Origin of the sequence: Streptococcus sp. Marseille-Q5855, from assembly GCF_946901985.1 — a bacterium.
Classification (GTDB): Bacteria; Bacillota; Bacilli; order Lactobacillales; family Streptococcaceae; genus Streptococcus.
This window is the reverse complement of sequence record NZ_CAMPPR010000006.1, coordinates 669924-685514: the sequence shown is the minus strand read 5'-3', so window position 1 is coordinate 685514 and position 15591 is coordinate 669924. Positions and strand designations below refer to the sequence as shown.

12 protein-coding genes and 1 pseudogene are annotated in these 15591 nt (G+C 39.5%); 1 reads left to right on the top strand and 12 read right to left on the bottom strand.

The annotated features are described in order from the left end of the window. Positions 1-93: 93 nt before the first annotated feature. The 9 genes and pseudogenes from OC529_RS11845 to OC529_RS09745 all read right to left on the bottom strand — a co-directional run. A pseudogene (locus tag OC529_RS11845) lies at positions 94-597 on the bottom strand (choline-binding protein A); the annotation flags it as partial. 1951 nt (positions 598-2548) lie between these two features. Continuing rightward, positions 2549-3736, bottom strand: a complete 1188-nt coding sequence (locus OC529_RS09780; protein ID WP_262082034.1) for a CAP domain-containing protein — start codon at positions 3734-3736, stop codon at positions 2549-2551. Positions 3737-3869: 133 nt separating this feature from the next. Next, on the bottom strand, positions 3870-4907 hold the full coding sequence (locus tag OC529_RS09775; protein ID WP_262082033.1) for an aldose epimerase family protein: 1038 nt from the start codon (positions 4905-4907) through the stop codon (positions 3870-3872). Between the two features lie 115 nt (positions 4908-5022). Continuing rightward, positions 5023-6189, bottom strand: a complete 1167-nt coding sequence (locus tag OC529_RS09770) for an SIS domain-containing protein (RefSeq protein ID WP_262082032.1) — start codon at positions 6187-6189, stop codon at positions 5023-5025. Positions 6190-6398: 209 nt separating this feature from the next. After that, positions 6399-6803, bottom strand: a complete 405-nt coding sequence (locus tag OC529_RS09765) for a PTS sugar transporter subunit IIA (protein WP_080710144.1) — start codon at positions 6801-6803, stop codon at positions 6399-6401. Positions 6804-6809: 6 nt separating this feature from the next. Continuing rightward, the gene (locus OC529_RS09760; RefSeq protein WP_000185296.1) at positions 6810-7625 is read right to left on the bottom strand and encodes a PTS system mannose/fructose/sorbose family transporter subunit IID; all 816 of its coding nucleotides are present in this window, start codon (positions 7623-7625) and stop codon (positions 6810-6812) included. After that, positions 7612-8517: a PTS mannose/fructose/sorbose/N-acetylgalactosamine transporter subunit IIC gene (locus OC529_RS09755; RefSeq protein WP_050235418.1), complete on the bottom strand. Its 906-nt coding sequence runs from the start codon at positions 8515-8517 to the stop codon at positions 7612-7614. Before OC529_RS09755 ends, OC529_RS09760 begins: the two co-directional genes overlap by 14 nt. Before the next feature lie 27 nt (positions 8518-8544). Continuing rightward, on the bottom strand, positions 8545-9021 hold the full coding sequence (locus OC529_RS09750; RefSeq protein WP_000156967.1) for a PTS sugar transporter subunit IIB: 477 nt from the start codon (positions 9019-9021) through the stop codon (positions 8545-8547). Continuing rightward, complete coding sequence (locus tag OC529_RS09745; protein ID WP_262082031.1) at positions 9018-10805, bottom strand: glycoside hydrolase family 35 protein; 1788 nt, start codon at positions 10803-10805, stop codon at positions 9018-9020. The genes OC529_RS09750 and OC529_RS09745 overlap by 4 nt, the downstream gene beginning before the upstream one ends. Positions 10806-11151: 346 nt before the next feature. Between OC529_RS09745 and OC529_RS09740 the strand changes: the two genes are divergently transcribed. Then, positions 11152-11868 carry a GntR family transcriptional regulator gene (locus tag OC529_RS09740; RefSeq protein ID WP_262082030.1) on the top strand — a complete coding sequence of 239 codons (717 nt, stop codon included), beginning with the start codon at positions 11152-11154 and terminating at the stop codon, positions 11866-11868. Positions 11869-12127: 259 nt separating this feature from the next. On the opposite strand, the gene purB is transcribed toward OC529_RS09740, so the two are convergent. From purB to OC529_RS09725, 3 genes are all read right to left on the bottom strand, one after another. Then, the gene (gene purB, locus OC529_RS09735; RefSeq protein ID WP_033688008.1) at positions 12128-13423 is read right to left on the bottom strand and encodes an adenylosuccinate lyase; all 1296 of its coding nucleotides are present in this window, start codon (positions 13421-13423) and stop codon (positions 12128-12130) included. A 186-nt stretch (positions 13424-13609) separates the two neighbouring features. Beyond that, positions 13610-15337: a serine/threonine-protein kinase gene (locus OC529_RS09730; RefSeq protein ID WP_262082029.1), complete on the bottom strand. Its 1728-nt coding sequence runs from the start codon at positions 15335-15337 to the stop codon at positions 13610-13612. Then, the gene (locus OC529_RS09725; RefSeq protein WP_262082054.1) at positions 15338-15568 is read right to left on the bottom strand and encodes a phosphoribosylaminoimidazole carboxylase; all 231 of its coding nucleotides are present in this window, start codon (positions 15566-15568) and stop codon (positions 15338-15340) included. Positions 15569-15591: the final 23 nt, after the last annotated feature.

Genomic DNA, 15591 nt, shown 5'->3' with positions numbered 1-15591 from the left:
AAGAGTATATTGTCTACTGGAAGGATATGGTATTTGTAGGGAATACTTTAAAGAGTTCTTACAGGAAGTCAATATTAACTAGTTATATTAGGTTTAGTTTACCCATTCACCATTAGCATTGACTCTATAGCCCTCTACAGTTGTGTTGACTGCAAGGGCACCTGAGCCATTGACATAGTACCATTTGTCTGATACTTTGAACCATTGGCTTGCTTTCATAGCACCTGATGCTTCAAGATAGTACCAGGTATCTCCATCTTTCACCCAACCTGTTGCCATTGAACCGTTAGCATTTAGGTAGTACCATGAACCGTTGACTTTAGCCCAACCTGTTGCCATAGCGCCGTTAGCGTTGAGGTAGTACCATGAACCATTGTATTGGAGCCATCCTGTCGCCATAGCACCATTAGCGTTGAGGTAGTACCATGAGCCATTGTTTTGGAGCCAACCTGTTACCATAGCACCATTAGCGTTTAGGTAGTACCATGAACCGTTGTCTTGTAGCCATCCTGTCGCCATTGAACCATCAGTATTGTAGAAGTACCACATACCATTTTCTTGTTTCCAACCTGTTTTTGGAGCGGCTGGTTTAGCTGGTTCTACTACAGAATATGAGCTGTATGATGGAACATATGATGAGTATGAAGGGACATATGTCGGATTAGATGGTCTTGCAGGAACAGAAGGTTGTACTGGAGTTTCAGCTGGTTTTTCCGCCGGTTTTTCCGCTGGTTTTTCTTTAGCTTTATCTTCTTCTGCAGCTTTCTTATTTAATTCATCGATAAATTTTTCAGCTTGTTTTGCAGTTAAGCCTTTTTTGAAGCCTTCTACAATTTGTTTTCTTGTTTCATCTGATACTGCTTTTAATGCTGCAATTGTATCAGCTTTTGCTTTTGCTTCTTCTGGACTATTAGTTTCAGCTTTTTCTAATTCTGCGATTGCTGCTTTCAATGCTGCATCATAGTTTGCTAAAAATTCTTCCTGAGCTGCTTTCTCTTCTTCTGCTGACTTTTTATTTGCATCATCGATTGCTTTTTCAGCGTCTTCTGCAGTTAAGCCTTGTTTGAAACCTTCTACGATTTTAGCTTTTGTTTTATCTGCTTCTGCTTTTAATTTTGCAATCGTATCTTGAATTTGTTCTTCTATTTCAGGATTATTTTTTGCATCTTCTTCTAATTTTGCAACCGTATCCTTTAATGCCTTGTCAAAATTAGCTAAAAATTCTTGTTGAGCAGCTTCTTCTTCCTTAGCTTCTTGTTCCTCTGCTACTTCCTCTTCTTTAGCTTTTTCTTCTACTTCTTTTTCAGCGTCTTCTGCAGTTAGACCTTTTTTAAAGCGTTCTTCATAGTCAGCTTTCTGAGCTTTAGTTCGTTTTTTAAATTCATCAATAAACCCTTGAATTTGGTTTTGTAATTCTGGATCTTCTTTTGCATTGTCTAAATATTCTTTTAATTCTTTAACTGTAGCTTCTGCAGCTTTATCAAAATTAGATAAGAATTCTTTTTGAGCAGCTGCTTCGGCTTCTTTCTCAGCCTTTTCAGTCACCTCAAGTTGTCGCTTAGCAGTTTCGAGGGTGGCTTTTTCGGTGTTTAATTTTGCCAACAGAGAGTCGACATCAGGAATAGACTCATACATTTTTTGTGTATATTCTGTTTGCTTAGCTGTCTGTTTTTCTACTTCTTCCTTCACCTTTTTCGTTGCTTCATCTAATTTTTTAATATATTCAGGACTATTTGGATGTTTATTTTTTTCTTCTTGTGCTTTTCTTTCGCCTACATAAGCTCTTTGCACCGCTTCATTAGCTTTTTGCAGTTCTTCATCTAATATTTTAACAGCACTTGCCTTTTCTTCGGCTTTTTTCTGAGCTTCATCGTAATTTTTCTGAGCTTCGGCCACCTTTTTTTCTGCCTCAGCAACCTTGCTCTTTGCCTGTTCTACGGTAGATGAAGCAGATGCTGTAGATGCCACCTCCGCTTTCACAGTTACTGGCGGAGACGCAACAAAACCAGCCCCTAAGATAGCGACACTGGCTAGACTTGTTAAAATCATTTTTTTCTTATTCATCTAAATTTACCTCTTTTCTGATAATCATTTTCAGACTATACTATGTTAAGTATACCCCCCCCGTAAATACTTGTCAAGTGTTTTATATTACATTTGTGTTACATTTTTGTTCAGGATTTTATTTGTTTTGTCAAAGTTTTTATGAAAATCGTTTTGAAAACTTTTGTATTTCTTTACATTCTCTCCCTTAGAGTTTCTCTTTTATACTCACTTGACTTCAAAACAAGGTGTGTATTTGCTTTTCGATTGCAGATAAAACTCACATTTCCATATATCAAAAGGTTGATTTTTGAATTAGGAATAGTCTAGTGATAACTGTAGCATATTTGCGATAGATGATGACTCGCCCTTGTTTTCAGCGAGTAGCAACTGAGACTTTAGACAATCAAAAAAAGAGGTCAATGTTCGCCATCAACCTCTTTCTTATCGTTCATTCTTGTTGCTAGTGAGACGGATAACTTACCTCTCAGTCAGCATGTTCATCCTAGCTTACCCATTCACCATTAGCATTTACACGGTAACCATCTGGTGTTGTTGTGCTCACTGCCAAAGCTCCAGAACCGTAGGCATAGTACCAGTGTTGACCTACTTTAAACCAACCCGTCTTCATGATCCCTTCTTCATCAAGGTAATACCAGGTACCATTTTCCTTGTACCAGCCTGTTTTCATAGCTCCTGAGCCATCAAAGTAGAACCATCTGCTACCATCTGTTCCCCAGCCTGTAAACATAGCGCCTGAGTTACTTAGATAATACACCGATCCGTCAACTTCTACAAATCCAGTCTGCATGACACCTAGGTCATTCAAGTAGTACCATTGACCACCTGTTTTCAACCAGCCTGTCTTCACATCACCAGACTCATAAAAATACCACTTGCCATTAGACTGCACCCAGCCAGACTGATCAGACGTGGATTTTCTGAAATCTTTCAGCGGTGTTTCTACAACTATAGCTTTACTTTTAACTGTTGAAAGGTTTGAAGCAGTCACTTCTGTGTACTGAACAGCAGAACCATATCCACCAGCCAATTCCTCTGAAGAAGTCGTAGTTCCTAGAGCCAAAGCAACGGTTGCTGCTTTCTGAGGATTAGCTGCATTTTTAAAAGCAGCAAGACCCACATGGGTAAATTTAGGGTTAATCAAGTTCTCATAATAAGATGAAAATTCTTTTGATGTTTTATCTTTCTTTTTCGCCACATAGTTCGCCTTTTCAGCATGCCAATTTTCAATGGCTTTTAGAAATCCCTCAGGATTCAAATCTAAAGCTTCTCCACTTAGGCTATTACCAGATGGAAAGGCAGTCCAGTTGTTTTTACTTGAAAGACGTTCAGCCTTCAGCGCAACAGATACCTCAGCAGCGCGTACAAAAGCCGTTTTCTCATGGTCAACTGACCATTTGACAGGAACATACTTATCTACCAAACCTTCATCCGCTGCTTCTTTACGAATTTTATTGATAGCATCTAAAATAGATTGTTGATGAGGAGGCAAAAATTCTCCCTTGATTCCAACCAAAACATTGCCACTAGAAGGTTTTAGCACCTCTGAGGTCAATACATTGCCATCAGCAGATTGTGTTGCAACCAGTCTGTCGTTCGCAAAAACATCATTTGTCAAAACTGCTCCTGCCAAGGTCAAGGCCAAGGCGCTAGCAAATACAATTTTCTTCATTTCTTTCTTACTCCTTATTGTAGTTTGAATATTATCTTAACAGATACCTTTCAACGTTTAATTATATCATATTTTCCTATTCTTTGTCTTTGCTTACCTATTCCTAAATTCCAAAAGTAGGCGCAATGATTCTTTATTTCACAACAAGTTCATAACGTGTCTTACTTGTAAAGGTTTGACCGGCTTTGAGAACGACTTGGTCTTTGAGGTCACTATGAATGGCATCTGGTAAAGCTTGCGCTTCAAGGGCAATTCCATTGTGCTGTACCATTGGCTGACCTCCTATGATGACACTCTCATCCACAAAGTTTGCTGTGTAGACTACAAAGCAAGGAGCCTCTGTCTTGAAGAGCAGGAAGCGACCTGAGTTTTGGTCATAAAGAAAACCAGCATTGTCATGGCCTGCAGGAAGGGCAAATGGATGATCCAAACCAGATACCAGTTGGATTTGCTCATCTTCTTCTGCAAAGATGTCTTTCAACAAGGCACCATTGTAGATGTGTTTGACCACATCACGAGTAGCATCTGGAGTTTTTGCAGGAACACCGTCGGGAGCAATTGGGTAAATGCCCTCTGTGTTTAGTTGGAAGACATGGCGGTCAATCGTCTGCGTGAAATCACCAGACAAGTTGAAGTAGCTGTGGTTGGTCGGATTGACCAGCGTATCCTGATCGGTCGTTACCTTGTAGCTGATTTCGTAGGCACCAGTTTCTTCCAAGTGATAACTAATCCAAATCTTGAGATTTCCAGGAAATCCCCCTGTCCCATCTGTACGCTCTGTGTAGAGGGTCAAGCCATGTTCGCTTACTTCTTCAACTTCAAACAAGCTCGAATCCCAACCAGTTGAACCACTATGGTTACAGTTGCTAGCATTATTAACCTCAAGGTCATAGGTCTTGTTATTCAGCTCAAAGGTCGCACCTGCAATACGGCCGGCCACAGGCCCTACGCTAGCCCCATGCTTGGGACTATTGCCTACATAACTATCAAAGTCATCAAATCCCAAGATAACATTGGCAAAATTTCCATCTTTGTCAGGTGTGACATAACGCAAAATGGTCGCACCATAAGTCATGACCTCAAGTTGGTAGCCACCGTCCGTCTCAAAGCGATAGGCCAAGACATCCTTGCCCTCAAGATTTCCAAATACACGCTCTGTATATGCTTTCATTCTCTTCTCCTTTGACTATTTCTCTCAAGCAAACAAACCATAGAAAGCGAATTGACAATCTATGGTTTATCTGATGATATACAAATCCTCTTGTCAAGAATTCATAAACACTGTCTTACTTTTGATATTCGTGGATGATAACACCTTGTACCACACGATTTACGGTACCTGTAGGAGACGGTGTATCAGGTTTATTTTCTACTTTAAGTGAAGTCAATAGGGCAAAGAGTTGAGCATAAACGATGTAAGGGAAGACACGGTAAATATCATTCAAGACACCGCCACAACCAAGGGCCACTTCTTTGACATTTTCAAGACCAAAGGCTTGATCACTCAAAAGCACAACACGACGAGCAATCTGGTCACCTGCAACTTCACGAACCAAGTCCAAGTCGTACTGACGAGTGTAGTCTGTCGTTGTACCAAAGACCAAAACAACTGTATCTTCGTTGATAAGAGATTTTGGACCGTGACGGAAGCCGACTGGGCTTTCATACATAGTCGCCACTTGGCCAGCTGTCAATTCCAAAATCTTGAGCTGAGCTTCATGAGCAAGTCCAAAGAAAGGACCAGCACCTAGATAGATGACACGGTTAAAGTCTAGGTCAACAAGTTCTTTGACATCTTCTGCATTGTCTAGGATTTTACGGGCAAGACTAGATACAACTTCAAAACGTTCAGCTTTCACAGCAAATTCTGTAGGATCAAAGACCAAGAGAGCTGTCAACATCATAGACGTAAAGCTAGAAGTCATGGCAAATCCAGCATCATTAGAAGCAGCTGGTTGCAAAAGTAAGAGATTGCGGTCATCGCCATGAGCTTGAAGAGCCAATTTACCATCTGCTGCACAAGTAATCGTCACTTGATAAAGCTCATCCACCAAGGCCTTGGCCAAATCAACAGTCGCCACACTTTCAGGCGAGTTCCCACTACGAGCAAAAGATACAAGGACGGTTGCCACATCTTTTTTCAAATAAGTTTCTGGATTGGCAACAATATCTGTTGTCGCAATGGCATTGAAATTCCATTTGCGTTCGTCATAGACTTCCTTAAAGTAAGGTAGCAAGGTATCTCCCACATAAGCAGAAGTCCCAGCACCTGTCAAGATAACCTTGATATAGTCATGTTTATCAGCAATCCCTTGTAGGAAGGCTACAATTTCTTCACGTTTTGCTTGATAAGATTCAAAAGCTTCTTTCCATACATCAGGTTGTTGGTAGATTTCACGTATAGTGATTTCTGCACCCAATTCAATCAAGTCTTCTTTTGTATAATGTAACATTGAGTTCCTCTTTTTCTATTAAAGATGGGAATGGGAGTAAGCCCCATTCCCATGTATATTCTATATAAAATGCTCTGACGATTTTCACGTTGTCACATGAATTGAATCGAGTTCCAACTAAAATCTTTGGGAAAAAGACCGATTATCGTCGGAGCATCGCTCCATCCTCCTATCGCCTATTTTCCCTATGATTTTCACGTTGTCACATCTTATTCATCTTCGTCATCATCGAAGCCAGCTAACAGGTCATTGACTTTCACAATGCTTTCTGCAGCACGGCTCTTATAGTCCGCATCTGCGCCTGTAAGGCTCGCATTGATAAATTCAATCACCATTGGAAGATTCATCCCTGCATAAAGTTCGATGTCACGACCTTCCATGATCAAACGACTGACCACGTTACATGGTGTTCCACCGAGAAGATCCGCAAAGACTAGGAAATCATCCAATCCTTCAATAGCAGCTTCAAATTTTGCAGTAAATTCTTCTGGTCCATCTTCTGGAAGAAGAGCTACTGTGTAAATGTTGTCTTGTGGGCCCATAATCATTTCTGTGCTACCTTTAAGCTCCTCACAGAAGCGACCATGGCTCACCAAAATTAATGATTTGGTCATAAGGAATTACATTCCAAATGCAAAGTGACCAAGGGCAGAAAGAGCCAAAGCAAGTACGATAATAATACCGATAGCTTTAGTAGAGTTCATACCTTTCTTACCAAGCAACCAGAAGATAAAGGCAGTAAAGATTGCTGGAAGCAAACGTGGGAAGATTTGGTTCAAGATGTCTTGGAAATCAATCATCTTTTCACCGATTGGCAACTTGTAAGAAATTTCAAAGTTGATCATTGTTGCTACAAGAGCACCCATCATGAAGACACCAAGTACAGATGCAGCATCAATCAAAGCCGTCAAGGTACTTTGCATGTTGTTGATAAGGTTAACCCCTTCTTTGTAGGCAAATTCCAACTGTTTCCAACGGAAGATGTCATAAGCAACTGCAACTGCAATCCAAAGGAAGATACCCCAAGGTTGGCCAGCGATAGCCATAGTTGCTGCGACTGAACCCATGATAGCAGGTACAAGTGAACCAAAGATTGTATCTCCAAGAGGAGCGAATGGTCCCATCAAACCTGTCTTGATACCGTTAACGGCGTCTTTTGAACCCACACCATCTTTTTCTTCCATGGCAAGGTCAAAACCAGCGATAATGGTATGGAAGAATGGTGAAGTATTGAAGAATTGAGTATGAACTTTCATCATTTCTTTCAATTCAGGAGTTCCATCCCCATACATTTTACGCAACTGAGGCAAGATCATGTACAGGTAACCAGAAGCTTGCATACGTTCGTAGTTCCAACCCAATTGGAAAGTAAACAAGCTACGTTTGTTGATTTGATTAAAATCTTCTTTTGTAAGTTTGTAATTAGAATTCGTCATCTTCGATTTCCCCACTTTCTGATGGTGTAGAAGGTGCTGCTACAGCTACTTTTTGGCTATTTTTGAAGTGAAGCACTGCAAGGAAAATACCTACGATAGAAATACCAATCATAGACAAACCTTTGAAGTTGTTCACGAAACCAATCTTTTCAGCAACTTCAGCAGGAAGAGTACCTACGATACCAGCAACAGCGCCACCAAGACCTGTTACATATGAGTAAAGAACAGTCAACATAGCTGTCAAACCAAATCCCATAGCAAGGTAGTGAAGGTTACGTTTAACTGGAAGGTAACGAAGCAAGATTGCAAATCCAAGACCTGGAAGCATACGTCCTGCGAGTGTCAAACCATCTGCAATCCATTGGTATTCTGTCACTAAGTCTACTACATGTTGTACAAAGGCACCACCAAAAGCAAGCGCAAAGAAGACTGGAAGGGCACGAGATAGAGCCCAAGGAATCGCACCAAGTAGGTAGTTGCGTTCAATACCTTTATAGTCAAAGCGTTCGATTGCAGCATCCACACGGTGAGCGAAGAAGGTAGTAGTCATACGTCCAAGAACGTCGAAGTAAGTCAAGAGAGCTGCTACTGGTACAGCGATTGTAGTAATTGCAAGCGGTGCATCAATTCCTTGTGAAACAGAGAATGCTGTCGCAAGAACCGCACCAGAAGTTGCGTCAATACGAGAAGCACCACCGAAGGTACCAACCCCAAGAACGAACAGTTGCAAGTTACCACCGATAAGCAAACCAGTAGTCACATCTCCCATGATTAAACCAGTAATGAAACCAGCAAATACAGGGGAACCTGCAGATGAAACGATCGTCAACTCATCACAGATTTGATAAGCTGAGTACAAAGTGAGAAGTAAAATTTGCCACCATTGTATCATAACAATGACCTCCTAAAAAATTTTTTCCTATTTTAATAAGCTCAAAAAGTCTGAAATTGGATCATTTGGAACCATCTGAGCAGTAAGTTTAACACCTTTTTCTGCCAGTTTGTGGAAGTCTTCCACATCCTTGTCTACTACGTTGATAGAACGTGTAATAGAACGAGTTTCTGGTGTTTGAGACATATTCCCAACATTGAGGGTTTCAAGTGGTACACCTGCTTCGACCAAGCCAAGGAAGCGGTCTGGTTTACGAGCCACGATAAAGAGACGTTGGCTATCGTACTTACCAGCAAGAATATTGGCTGCGGCTTTCTCAACTGGCAAGATACTGAGCTTCACACCTGGTGGTGTCGCAAGTTTCAAACCACTCTTTTCAATATCGTTGTTGACAACTTCGTCGTCTACAACCATAATGCGTGAAACATTTAGTTTTCCAGCCCAAAGATTGGCTACTTGTCCGTGGATCAAACGTCCATCGATACGGCATCCTACAATTGTCATAAGTTTTCCCCCTTTATGTGTTTTAGTGTAGGTTTACGAGTTAAATGAATCTCTTCTTTATATTGGCCCTCTGTTTCAAAGATGATGATACGATTGGCACCTTCCTTGAGATAGCTATGAGGGATATAAAGTGAGAGGGTCGGGCCGACGTTCCAAAAACGTCCTAGATTCTGCCCGTTTACAAAGGCAACTCCCTTACCAAACTCAGATAAGTCTAGGTAAGTATCTTTTGGCTCTTGAACTGTAAAGTCATAAGCGTAAAAGGCTGGTTGTCCTTGAGTCCATCCTTTTGAAAAATCAATTTTCTCAGGATTATCTAGTGGGAGTGGATAGTGTTTCCAGTTTAGTAAGAAGTGCAAATCCTTACAAACCCCTGTCCGAATTCCCTTACGTTGCGTATCTGCTAAGAACTTATGTCCATAGTTGACACGCCCCATATTTTCTATCAATATGTCAATCCTAGATAACGCTTTCTTTTCGCCTTGATAAAAAATATCTTCCCCAATCTCTGTCTGATATTGGGTTTTAATCCACTGACCATCGACATAAAGCTGAGCCCTATCTCGACCATCAATGATACGAAGTCTTTCTTCTTCTGCATCCCAGTTTGTTTCTGTTCGATAGAGTAGGTAGCCATAGCTTTGTCCCAACTCCTCCATCTTTTTAGGATAGAGACTTTCTATCGGACTTGACAAGCTATCTAAGGTTTCAAACAAGGAAACTTTTTCAACTAGTGGAATAGCATCCAACTCCATACTCTCTTTGTAGAGTGGTTCCAACTGCGGATACTCTGGGAAATGGGTCGCCATCATCTTCTTGACTGCCAGATATTTGGCAGTTGGATTTCCTTCTTCATCTAGAAGAGCATCGTAATCGTAAGATGTAACTTGTGGTAAGTCCAAAGTCCCTCGAGCCGAACAACCATTCATGAAACCAAAGTTTGTACCACCGTGGAACATGTAAAGATTGATAGAGCCTTGTTCCAAAACCTCTCGAACTGCATCTGCCAATTCTTTGGGATCCCGTGTGATAATCGGTTCCTTCCAACGGTTGAACCATCCATCCCAGAACTCCATACACATGAGGGGCCATTTCTTACCATGCTCATCAAAGAATTCCTGCATCTGTGAAAAGTTGTAAGGTACCTTAGAACCAAAATTCCCTGTTACAAAGAGGTCATCTTCGATTAAGGTTCCAGCTTTCAGAGTAGCTCGCCATGGACCATCTGATGTAAAGAGGGGACAGGTTACGCCACGATCTTCCATTAGCTGTCGAATTGCTCTCAGATAAGCCTTATCTTCTCCATAAGAACCATACTCATTTTCAACCTGCATCATAAGGATATTGCCACCATTATCCAACAGATGTGGAACCAGTCGTGGCAAGAGCTGGTCATAATAGCGACCGACAGCCTCAATATAGGCTGGATCTGATGAACGAATCCTCATATCCTTGGTTAAGAGCCAGGCTGGTAAACCACCGAATTCCCACTCCGCACAGATAAAGGGAGACGGACGAACGATAGCGTAGAGACCCAAATCTTGTGCTGTCTGAAGAAACCGCTCCAAATCCAAAGCTCCTTCAAAGTGAAACTCACCCTCACGAGGCTCGTGTAAATTCCAAGCCACATAAGTCTCTACCGTATTAAAACCAAGAGCCTTCAAGTTATAGAGCGAATGATACCAATCCTCTGGAGGAATCCTAAAATAATGAATGGCGCCGGACAAAATCTTGAACGGTTTCCCATCTAAATAGAAATCGTCTCGTATCTCAAATCGTGTCATAAAACTACCTTTTGATTGCAAAGTTTGCGCTTTCACTCGTTGTTATAGTAATTATAAACCAATCTGTTTGAATTGTCAATAGAAATTGTCGGAATATTTACTGTAATTTTACCATTATACACACGTTCAATTAGTTTCAAACATTTTCAGACCCATTTCAAACGCTCTTTACATTCAGAATATGGAACCTAAAATAATTTTGTATAAAATACATTTATAAAATATGAGTAATGCTTATGTAGCTTAATTTTTCAAACTATTTTTCTAATTTTTTATTCAAAAGACTACTATTTTTTTCGCTTTTATGGTAAAATTTTCTGTGGAGAAGGAAAATAGAGGTAAAAATATGGCAATTCCCAAATATCAATACATAAAAGACGAATTAAAAAATAAAATCATCTCTGGGCAGTTTAGCAGTGGAGATAAATTTTACACTGAAGCAGAGCTCATTTCAATGTACGATGTCAGTTCTATCACAGTTGTCCGCGCCTTAAACGACCTTGCTAAAGATGGCTATATTGTCCGCCAACAAGGAAAAGGAACCTTCGTTTCACGTGCACGCAAACACAAGCTTGTAGAGTTTTCAGATATTGAACTCTTTAATGCTAAAGATGATAAGGTAACTGTTCTTTCAATTGAACGCGGAAACAAACTCGCTTACTTGGAAAAATTGGGTCTACGCGGCGATCAATTCTACTACAAGATTGAACGTGTCCGCGAATCAAACGGTGTCGTTTATATCTACCACACATCTTACATTCCAGAACAATACATCAACGCAAATTATCCAAATCTTGAATATTATAGCTCTATCTATAACCGTTTCAAATTGGATTACCACATTCATATGAATGATGAACATTTTGAAGAAATCAATGAAATAACATTTCCAACTCCAGAACATGCGGCTTCGGTCCTCGGAGTCGATGAGCAATTCCCAACCGTTTTACAAACCAAGACTACTAAGTTAGAATCCACTGGCCAAGTTCTCGCATACAGCGAAACTTATAAACGAGCGGATTACTACAAGATTAAATTCATCTCATGTGACCGTGATCACTAAGAAGAAAGCCTGAGCCTAATCGCTTGGGCTTTTTTCTATGTTTATTATATGACATAGTAGATTGAAATAGAATATGGACAAATCGATTAGGAAATTCAAATCAATTTCTAGTAATATTTTAGAAGTCACAGTATACTATTCTATATTCAACATATTATAAAATATTGGTTATTTTTTTCAAAAGCACTTTAATAAAAAAGAAACATCGAAGTTCTGCTACTCCAGTAAATAGAGTAATAGAACTTCGATTTTATTTTAATTATCCTAAACCAAGACGTTCAAAGATATCATCCACTCGTTTAGTGTAGTAAAGAGGGTTGAAAATCTCGTCGATTTCCTCTTGTGTGAGGCGTGATGTTACTTCTGGATCTGCTTCCAACAGTGGTTTAAAGTCTACTTGATTATCCCAAGAGTAGGCTGTTTTTGGTTGTACCAAGTCATAGGCTTGCTCACGGGTCATCCCTTTTTCAATCAAAGTCAACATAGCCCGTTGGCTAAAGATCAAACCAAATGTAGAGTTCATGTTGCGAATCATGTTTTCTGGGAAGACCGTCAAGTTCTTGACAATATTTCCAAAGCGGTTGAGCATGTAGTCAATCAAGATAGTTGTATCTGGTGTGATGATGCGCTCAGCTGATGAGTGGGAAATATCGCGTTCGTGCCAGAGAGCAACGTTTTCATAGGCTGTAATCATGTGACCACGGATAACACGCGCCAGACCAGTCATATTTTCAGAACCGATTGGGTTGCGTTTGTGAGGCATTGCTGAAGATCCTTTTTGCCCTTTAGCAAAAAATTCTTCTACTTCTCGTTGTTCTGATTTTTGCAAACCACGAATCTCAGTCGCCATACGCTCGATTGAAGTCGCGATGCTAGCAAGAACTGCAAAGTACTCAGCGTGAAGGTCACGAGGAAGGACTTGTGTAGAAATTTCTTGGGCACGGATACCCAATTTGTCGCAGACGTATTGCTCAACGAATGGTGGGATGTTGGCGAAGTTTCCAACCGCACCAGAAATCTTACCAGCTTCCACACCAGCAGCCGCATGCTCAAAACGCTCGATATTGCGCTTCATTTCACTATACCAAGTCGCCAATTTAAGACCAAAGGTTGTCGGCTCAGCGTGCACACCGTGGGTACGACCCATCATGATGGTAAACTTGTGCTCCTTAGCCTTATCAGCGATGATGTTGGTGAAATTTTCAAGGTCACGACGGATGATGTCGTTGGCCTGCTTGTAAAGGTAACCGTAGGCCGTGTCCACCACGTCAGTAGAAGTCAAGCCATAGTGGACCCACTTGCGCTCTTCACCAAGCGTCTCAGAAACCGCACGCGTGAAAGCCACCACGTCATGACGAGTCTCCTGCTCAATTTCCAAAATACGGTCGATGTCAAAGTCCGCTTTCTCGCGGATCAAAGCCACATCTTCCTTAGGGATTTCCCCCAACTCAGCCCATGCCTCGTCAGCCAAGATTTCCACCTCAAGCCAAGCACGGTATTTATTTTCTTCACTCCAAATATTCGCCATCTCAGGGCGAGAGTAACGGTCGATCATAATTAAGATATTAAGGGCGTTAAGCGGACAAAGTCAAAATAGGAGTTTAGACGAAGAAGCGTCAGCTTCTAGGAAAACTATCTTTTTGGCCAAGTCCATAGCCCGTATTCAGTTTAGGAAATACGGTACCCTTGTTCCTTTCTATATTTTTAGTTTATTTGAGAATTTAAACAACTACTGAAAATTTTAATTCATTTTCTTAAAAGCAAATACCTTTGCCAAAATTGAATCAATATCCCAAGAGATACTTAAATCCACAATAATTTCACCATCAATGACTTTAGACTTTTGAATAATGTCATCCTTGAAATCTAACCACAAACTACGATCGGATTCTATTTTGTTTATTGCAAAATCTTTAAATTTTTCAAATTGATGTTCATCTGCAAATACAAATCTAATAGTCTTATCATCAAGATAATCATATGACATAGCCCATTGGTTTATAACCTTTTGACAAATCGCTTCAATCTTCTCATATTGAATTCTTTCAAATTCAGTATCTTTTTTAAACAAAGACAACTCTGTCTCATTGCCAGCTACTGCTCTATCCCAATTTATCAAAATATTATCTTCTAATTCACTCTGCTCAATACCCAGTTCTAATAAAAACGACCTTAACCAAAGTATTGGTGCATCTTCTATGTGATAAAACAGATTATCATACATCCATTTTTCATCTTCAATTTGTGTTAGAATATCTTCAGCATGATAATCTAGACATGCTGAAAAATATTTTTTTATTTGTCCATAAATCCTACCTGAAATCATATATATATTGAGAACTGCCTCTAATCTATCATAAAGACCTTTATACTCACTTTCGTTCAGAAATGAAAGTCTTGGCCCCTCTGGATATGCAGTTTCATAAATAAATTTTTTTCGACAAACATCCAAAATTTTATAACCAGCAACTAAATTTTTTAAATAAGGAGAAACACTAAAACTAATATTTTTATGATAATTTAACTCATACTGTTTAGTGATATCATCATCTAGCTTAAATTTAGTCGCAAAATAAACATCTTTACTAGCTTGACTTAAAATACTTCCTAGTTCTTCTGGAGATAAATCTTCTGGAGATCCGTCCGTCAAATCACAACTAAGGTAATCTAAGTCTTCAAACAGAGTCTCTCTAGCCTCTTTCAACAAACTTAAAGCACAATTGATACCTATTCTTTTTTCAGCATCTTGCCTTAACATCTTTTTGACTATATTGTCAAGTTCAAATAAAAACGGATACCCATCACTTATTAACCGAGGATTGTCACCGTGAGCGGCTCTCTTAGTAAAGCACTCATTAATAATTAGTCCAAATGAATAAATGTCTGCTGCTTGAGTCACATTTTGAGCATTTCCTTTAATATATTGTTCAGGAGCCAGATATACTCTGTTATTTAACAAATCATTTTTCTTAGTTAGATTAGAATCTTTAAAATGTGCAATACCAAAATCCGTTAAAACTAAATGTCCGTCATCTGCCGCAATCAATACGTTTTCTGGCTTTAAATCCCTGTGTATAATATCTTTGCTATGAATGTACTTTAAAGCTTCTCCCAGTTCAATGATAATGTTAAAAATCTGCTCATAATCTAATAGTTGGGGAATGATCTTTTTTAAATCATTTTCATAGAATGGCATGATACTGTACTGAACTTCTTCACCATCAATCAATAATTCTCCATAAAGAGGTTTTATAACATTAGGATGATCTAATTCTTGAACACTTTCAATTTCCTGTTTATATCTTTTAATCCTATCCGTTCTTAAATCTTTAATAACTTTAATAGCATAAAGACTTTGTTCTTTCTCCGCTTTGTATACAGTACCTTCTCCACCTTCTTTTGGATATTCATCACTAAGAGTATAGCCAAGTTTTAAAAATTCTTTTTGTAATTTTTTTAATTTCACCATTTATTCAAACTCTTCTTTACCAATAAACACTGACGGGGAGTGAGAAAATATATTCAAATCATTATCCAGTAGCAAATCATAAATTGCTAGATAGTTTTCAGGATATTGAGTAGCTAGCTCACCAAACCTAGCTGTTGCCTTCTCGTAATTGCTACTATCATACAAGACTTCAACAACTGCCTCAGTCTTCTCTTTTTCTAAAGATACATTGACGGTTATTTGCTTCGTAATAATTGTTCAATGTATTATCCAAT

Bases quoted from the DNA above. Each gene is read 5' to 3' on its own strand.
- OC529_RS09780 (WP_262082034.1), bottom strand. From the start codon at position 3,736: ATGAAGAAAATTGTATTTGCTAGCGCCTTGGCCTTGACCTTGGCAGGA.
- OC529_RS09775 (WP_262082033.1), bottom strand. From the start codon at position 4,907: ATGAAAGCATATACAGAGCGTGTATTTGGAAATCTTGAGGGCAAGGAT.
- OC529_RS09770 (WP_262082032.1), bottom strand. From the start codon at position 6,189: ATGTTACATTATACAAAAGAAGACTTGATTGAATTGGGTGCAGAAATC.
- OC529_RS09765 (WP_080710144.1), bottom strand. From the start codon at position 6,803: ATGACCAAATCATTAATTTTGGTGAGCCATGGTCGCTTCTGTGAGGAG.
- OC529_RS09760 (WP_000185296.1), bottom strand. From the start codon at position 7,625: ATGACGAATTCTAATTACAAACTTACAAAAGAAGATTTTAATCAAATC.
- OC529_RS09755 (WP_050235418.1), bottom strand. From the start codon at position 8,517: ATGATACAATGGTGGCAAATTTTACTTCTCACTTTGTACTCAGCTTAT.
- OC529_RS09750 (WP_000156967.1), bottom strand. From the start codon at position 9,021: ATGACAATTGTAGGATGCCGTATCGATGGACGTTTGATCCACGGACAA.
- OC529_RS09745 (WP_262082031.1), bottom strand. From the start codon at position 10,805: ATGACACGATTTGAGATACGAGACGATTTCTATTTAGATGGGAAACCG.
- OC529_RS09740 (WP_262082030.1), top strand. From the start codon at position 11,152: ATGGCAATTCCCAAATATCAATACATAAAAGACGAATTAAAAAATAAA.
- purB (WP_033688008.1), bottom strand. From the start codon at position 13,423: ATGATCGACCGTTACTCTCGCCCTGAGATGGCGAATATTTGGAGTGAA.
- OC529_RS09730 (WP_262082029.1), bottom strand. From the start codon at position 15,337: ATGGTGAAATTAAAAAAATTACAAAAAGAATTTTTAAAACTTGGCTAT.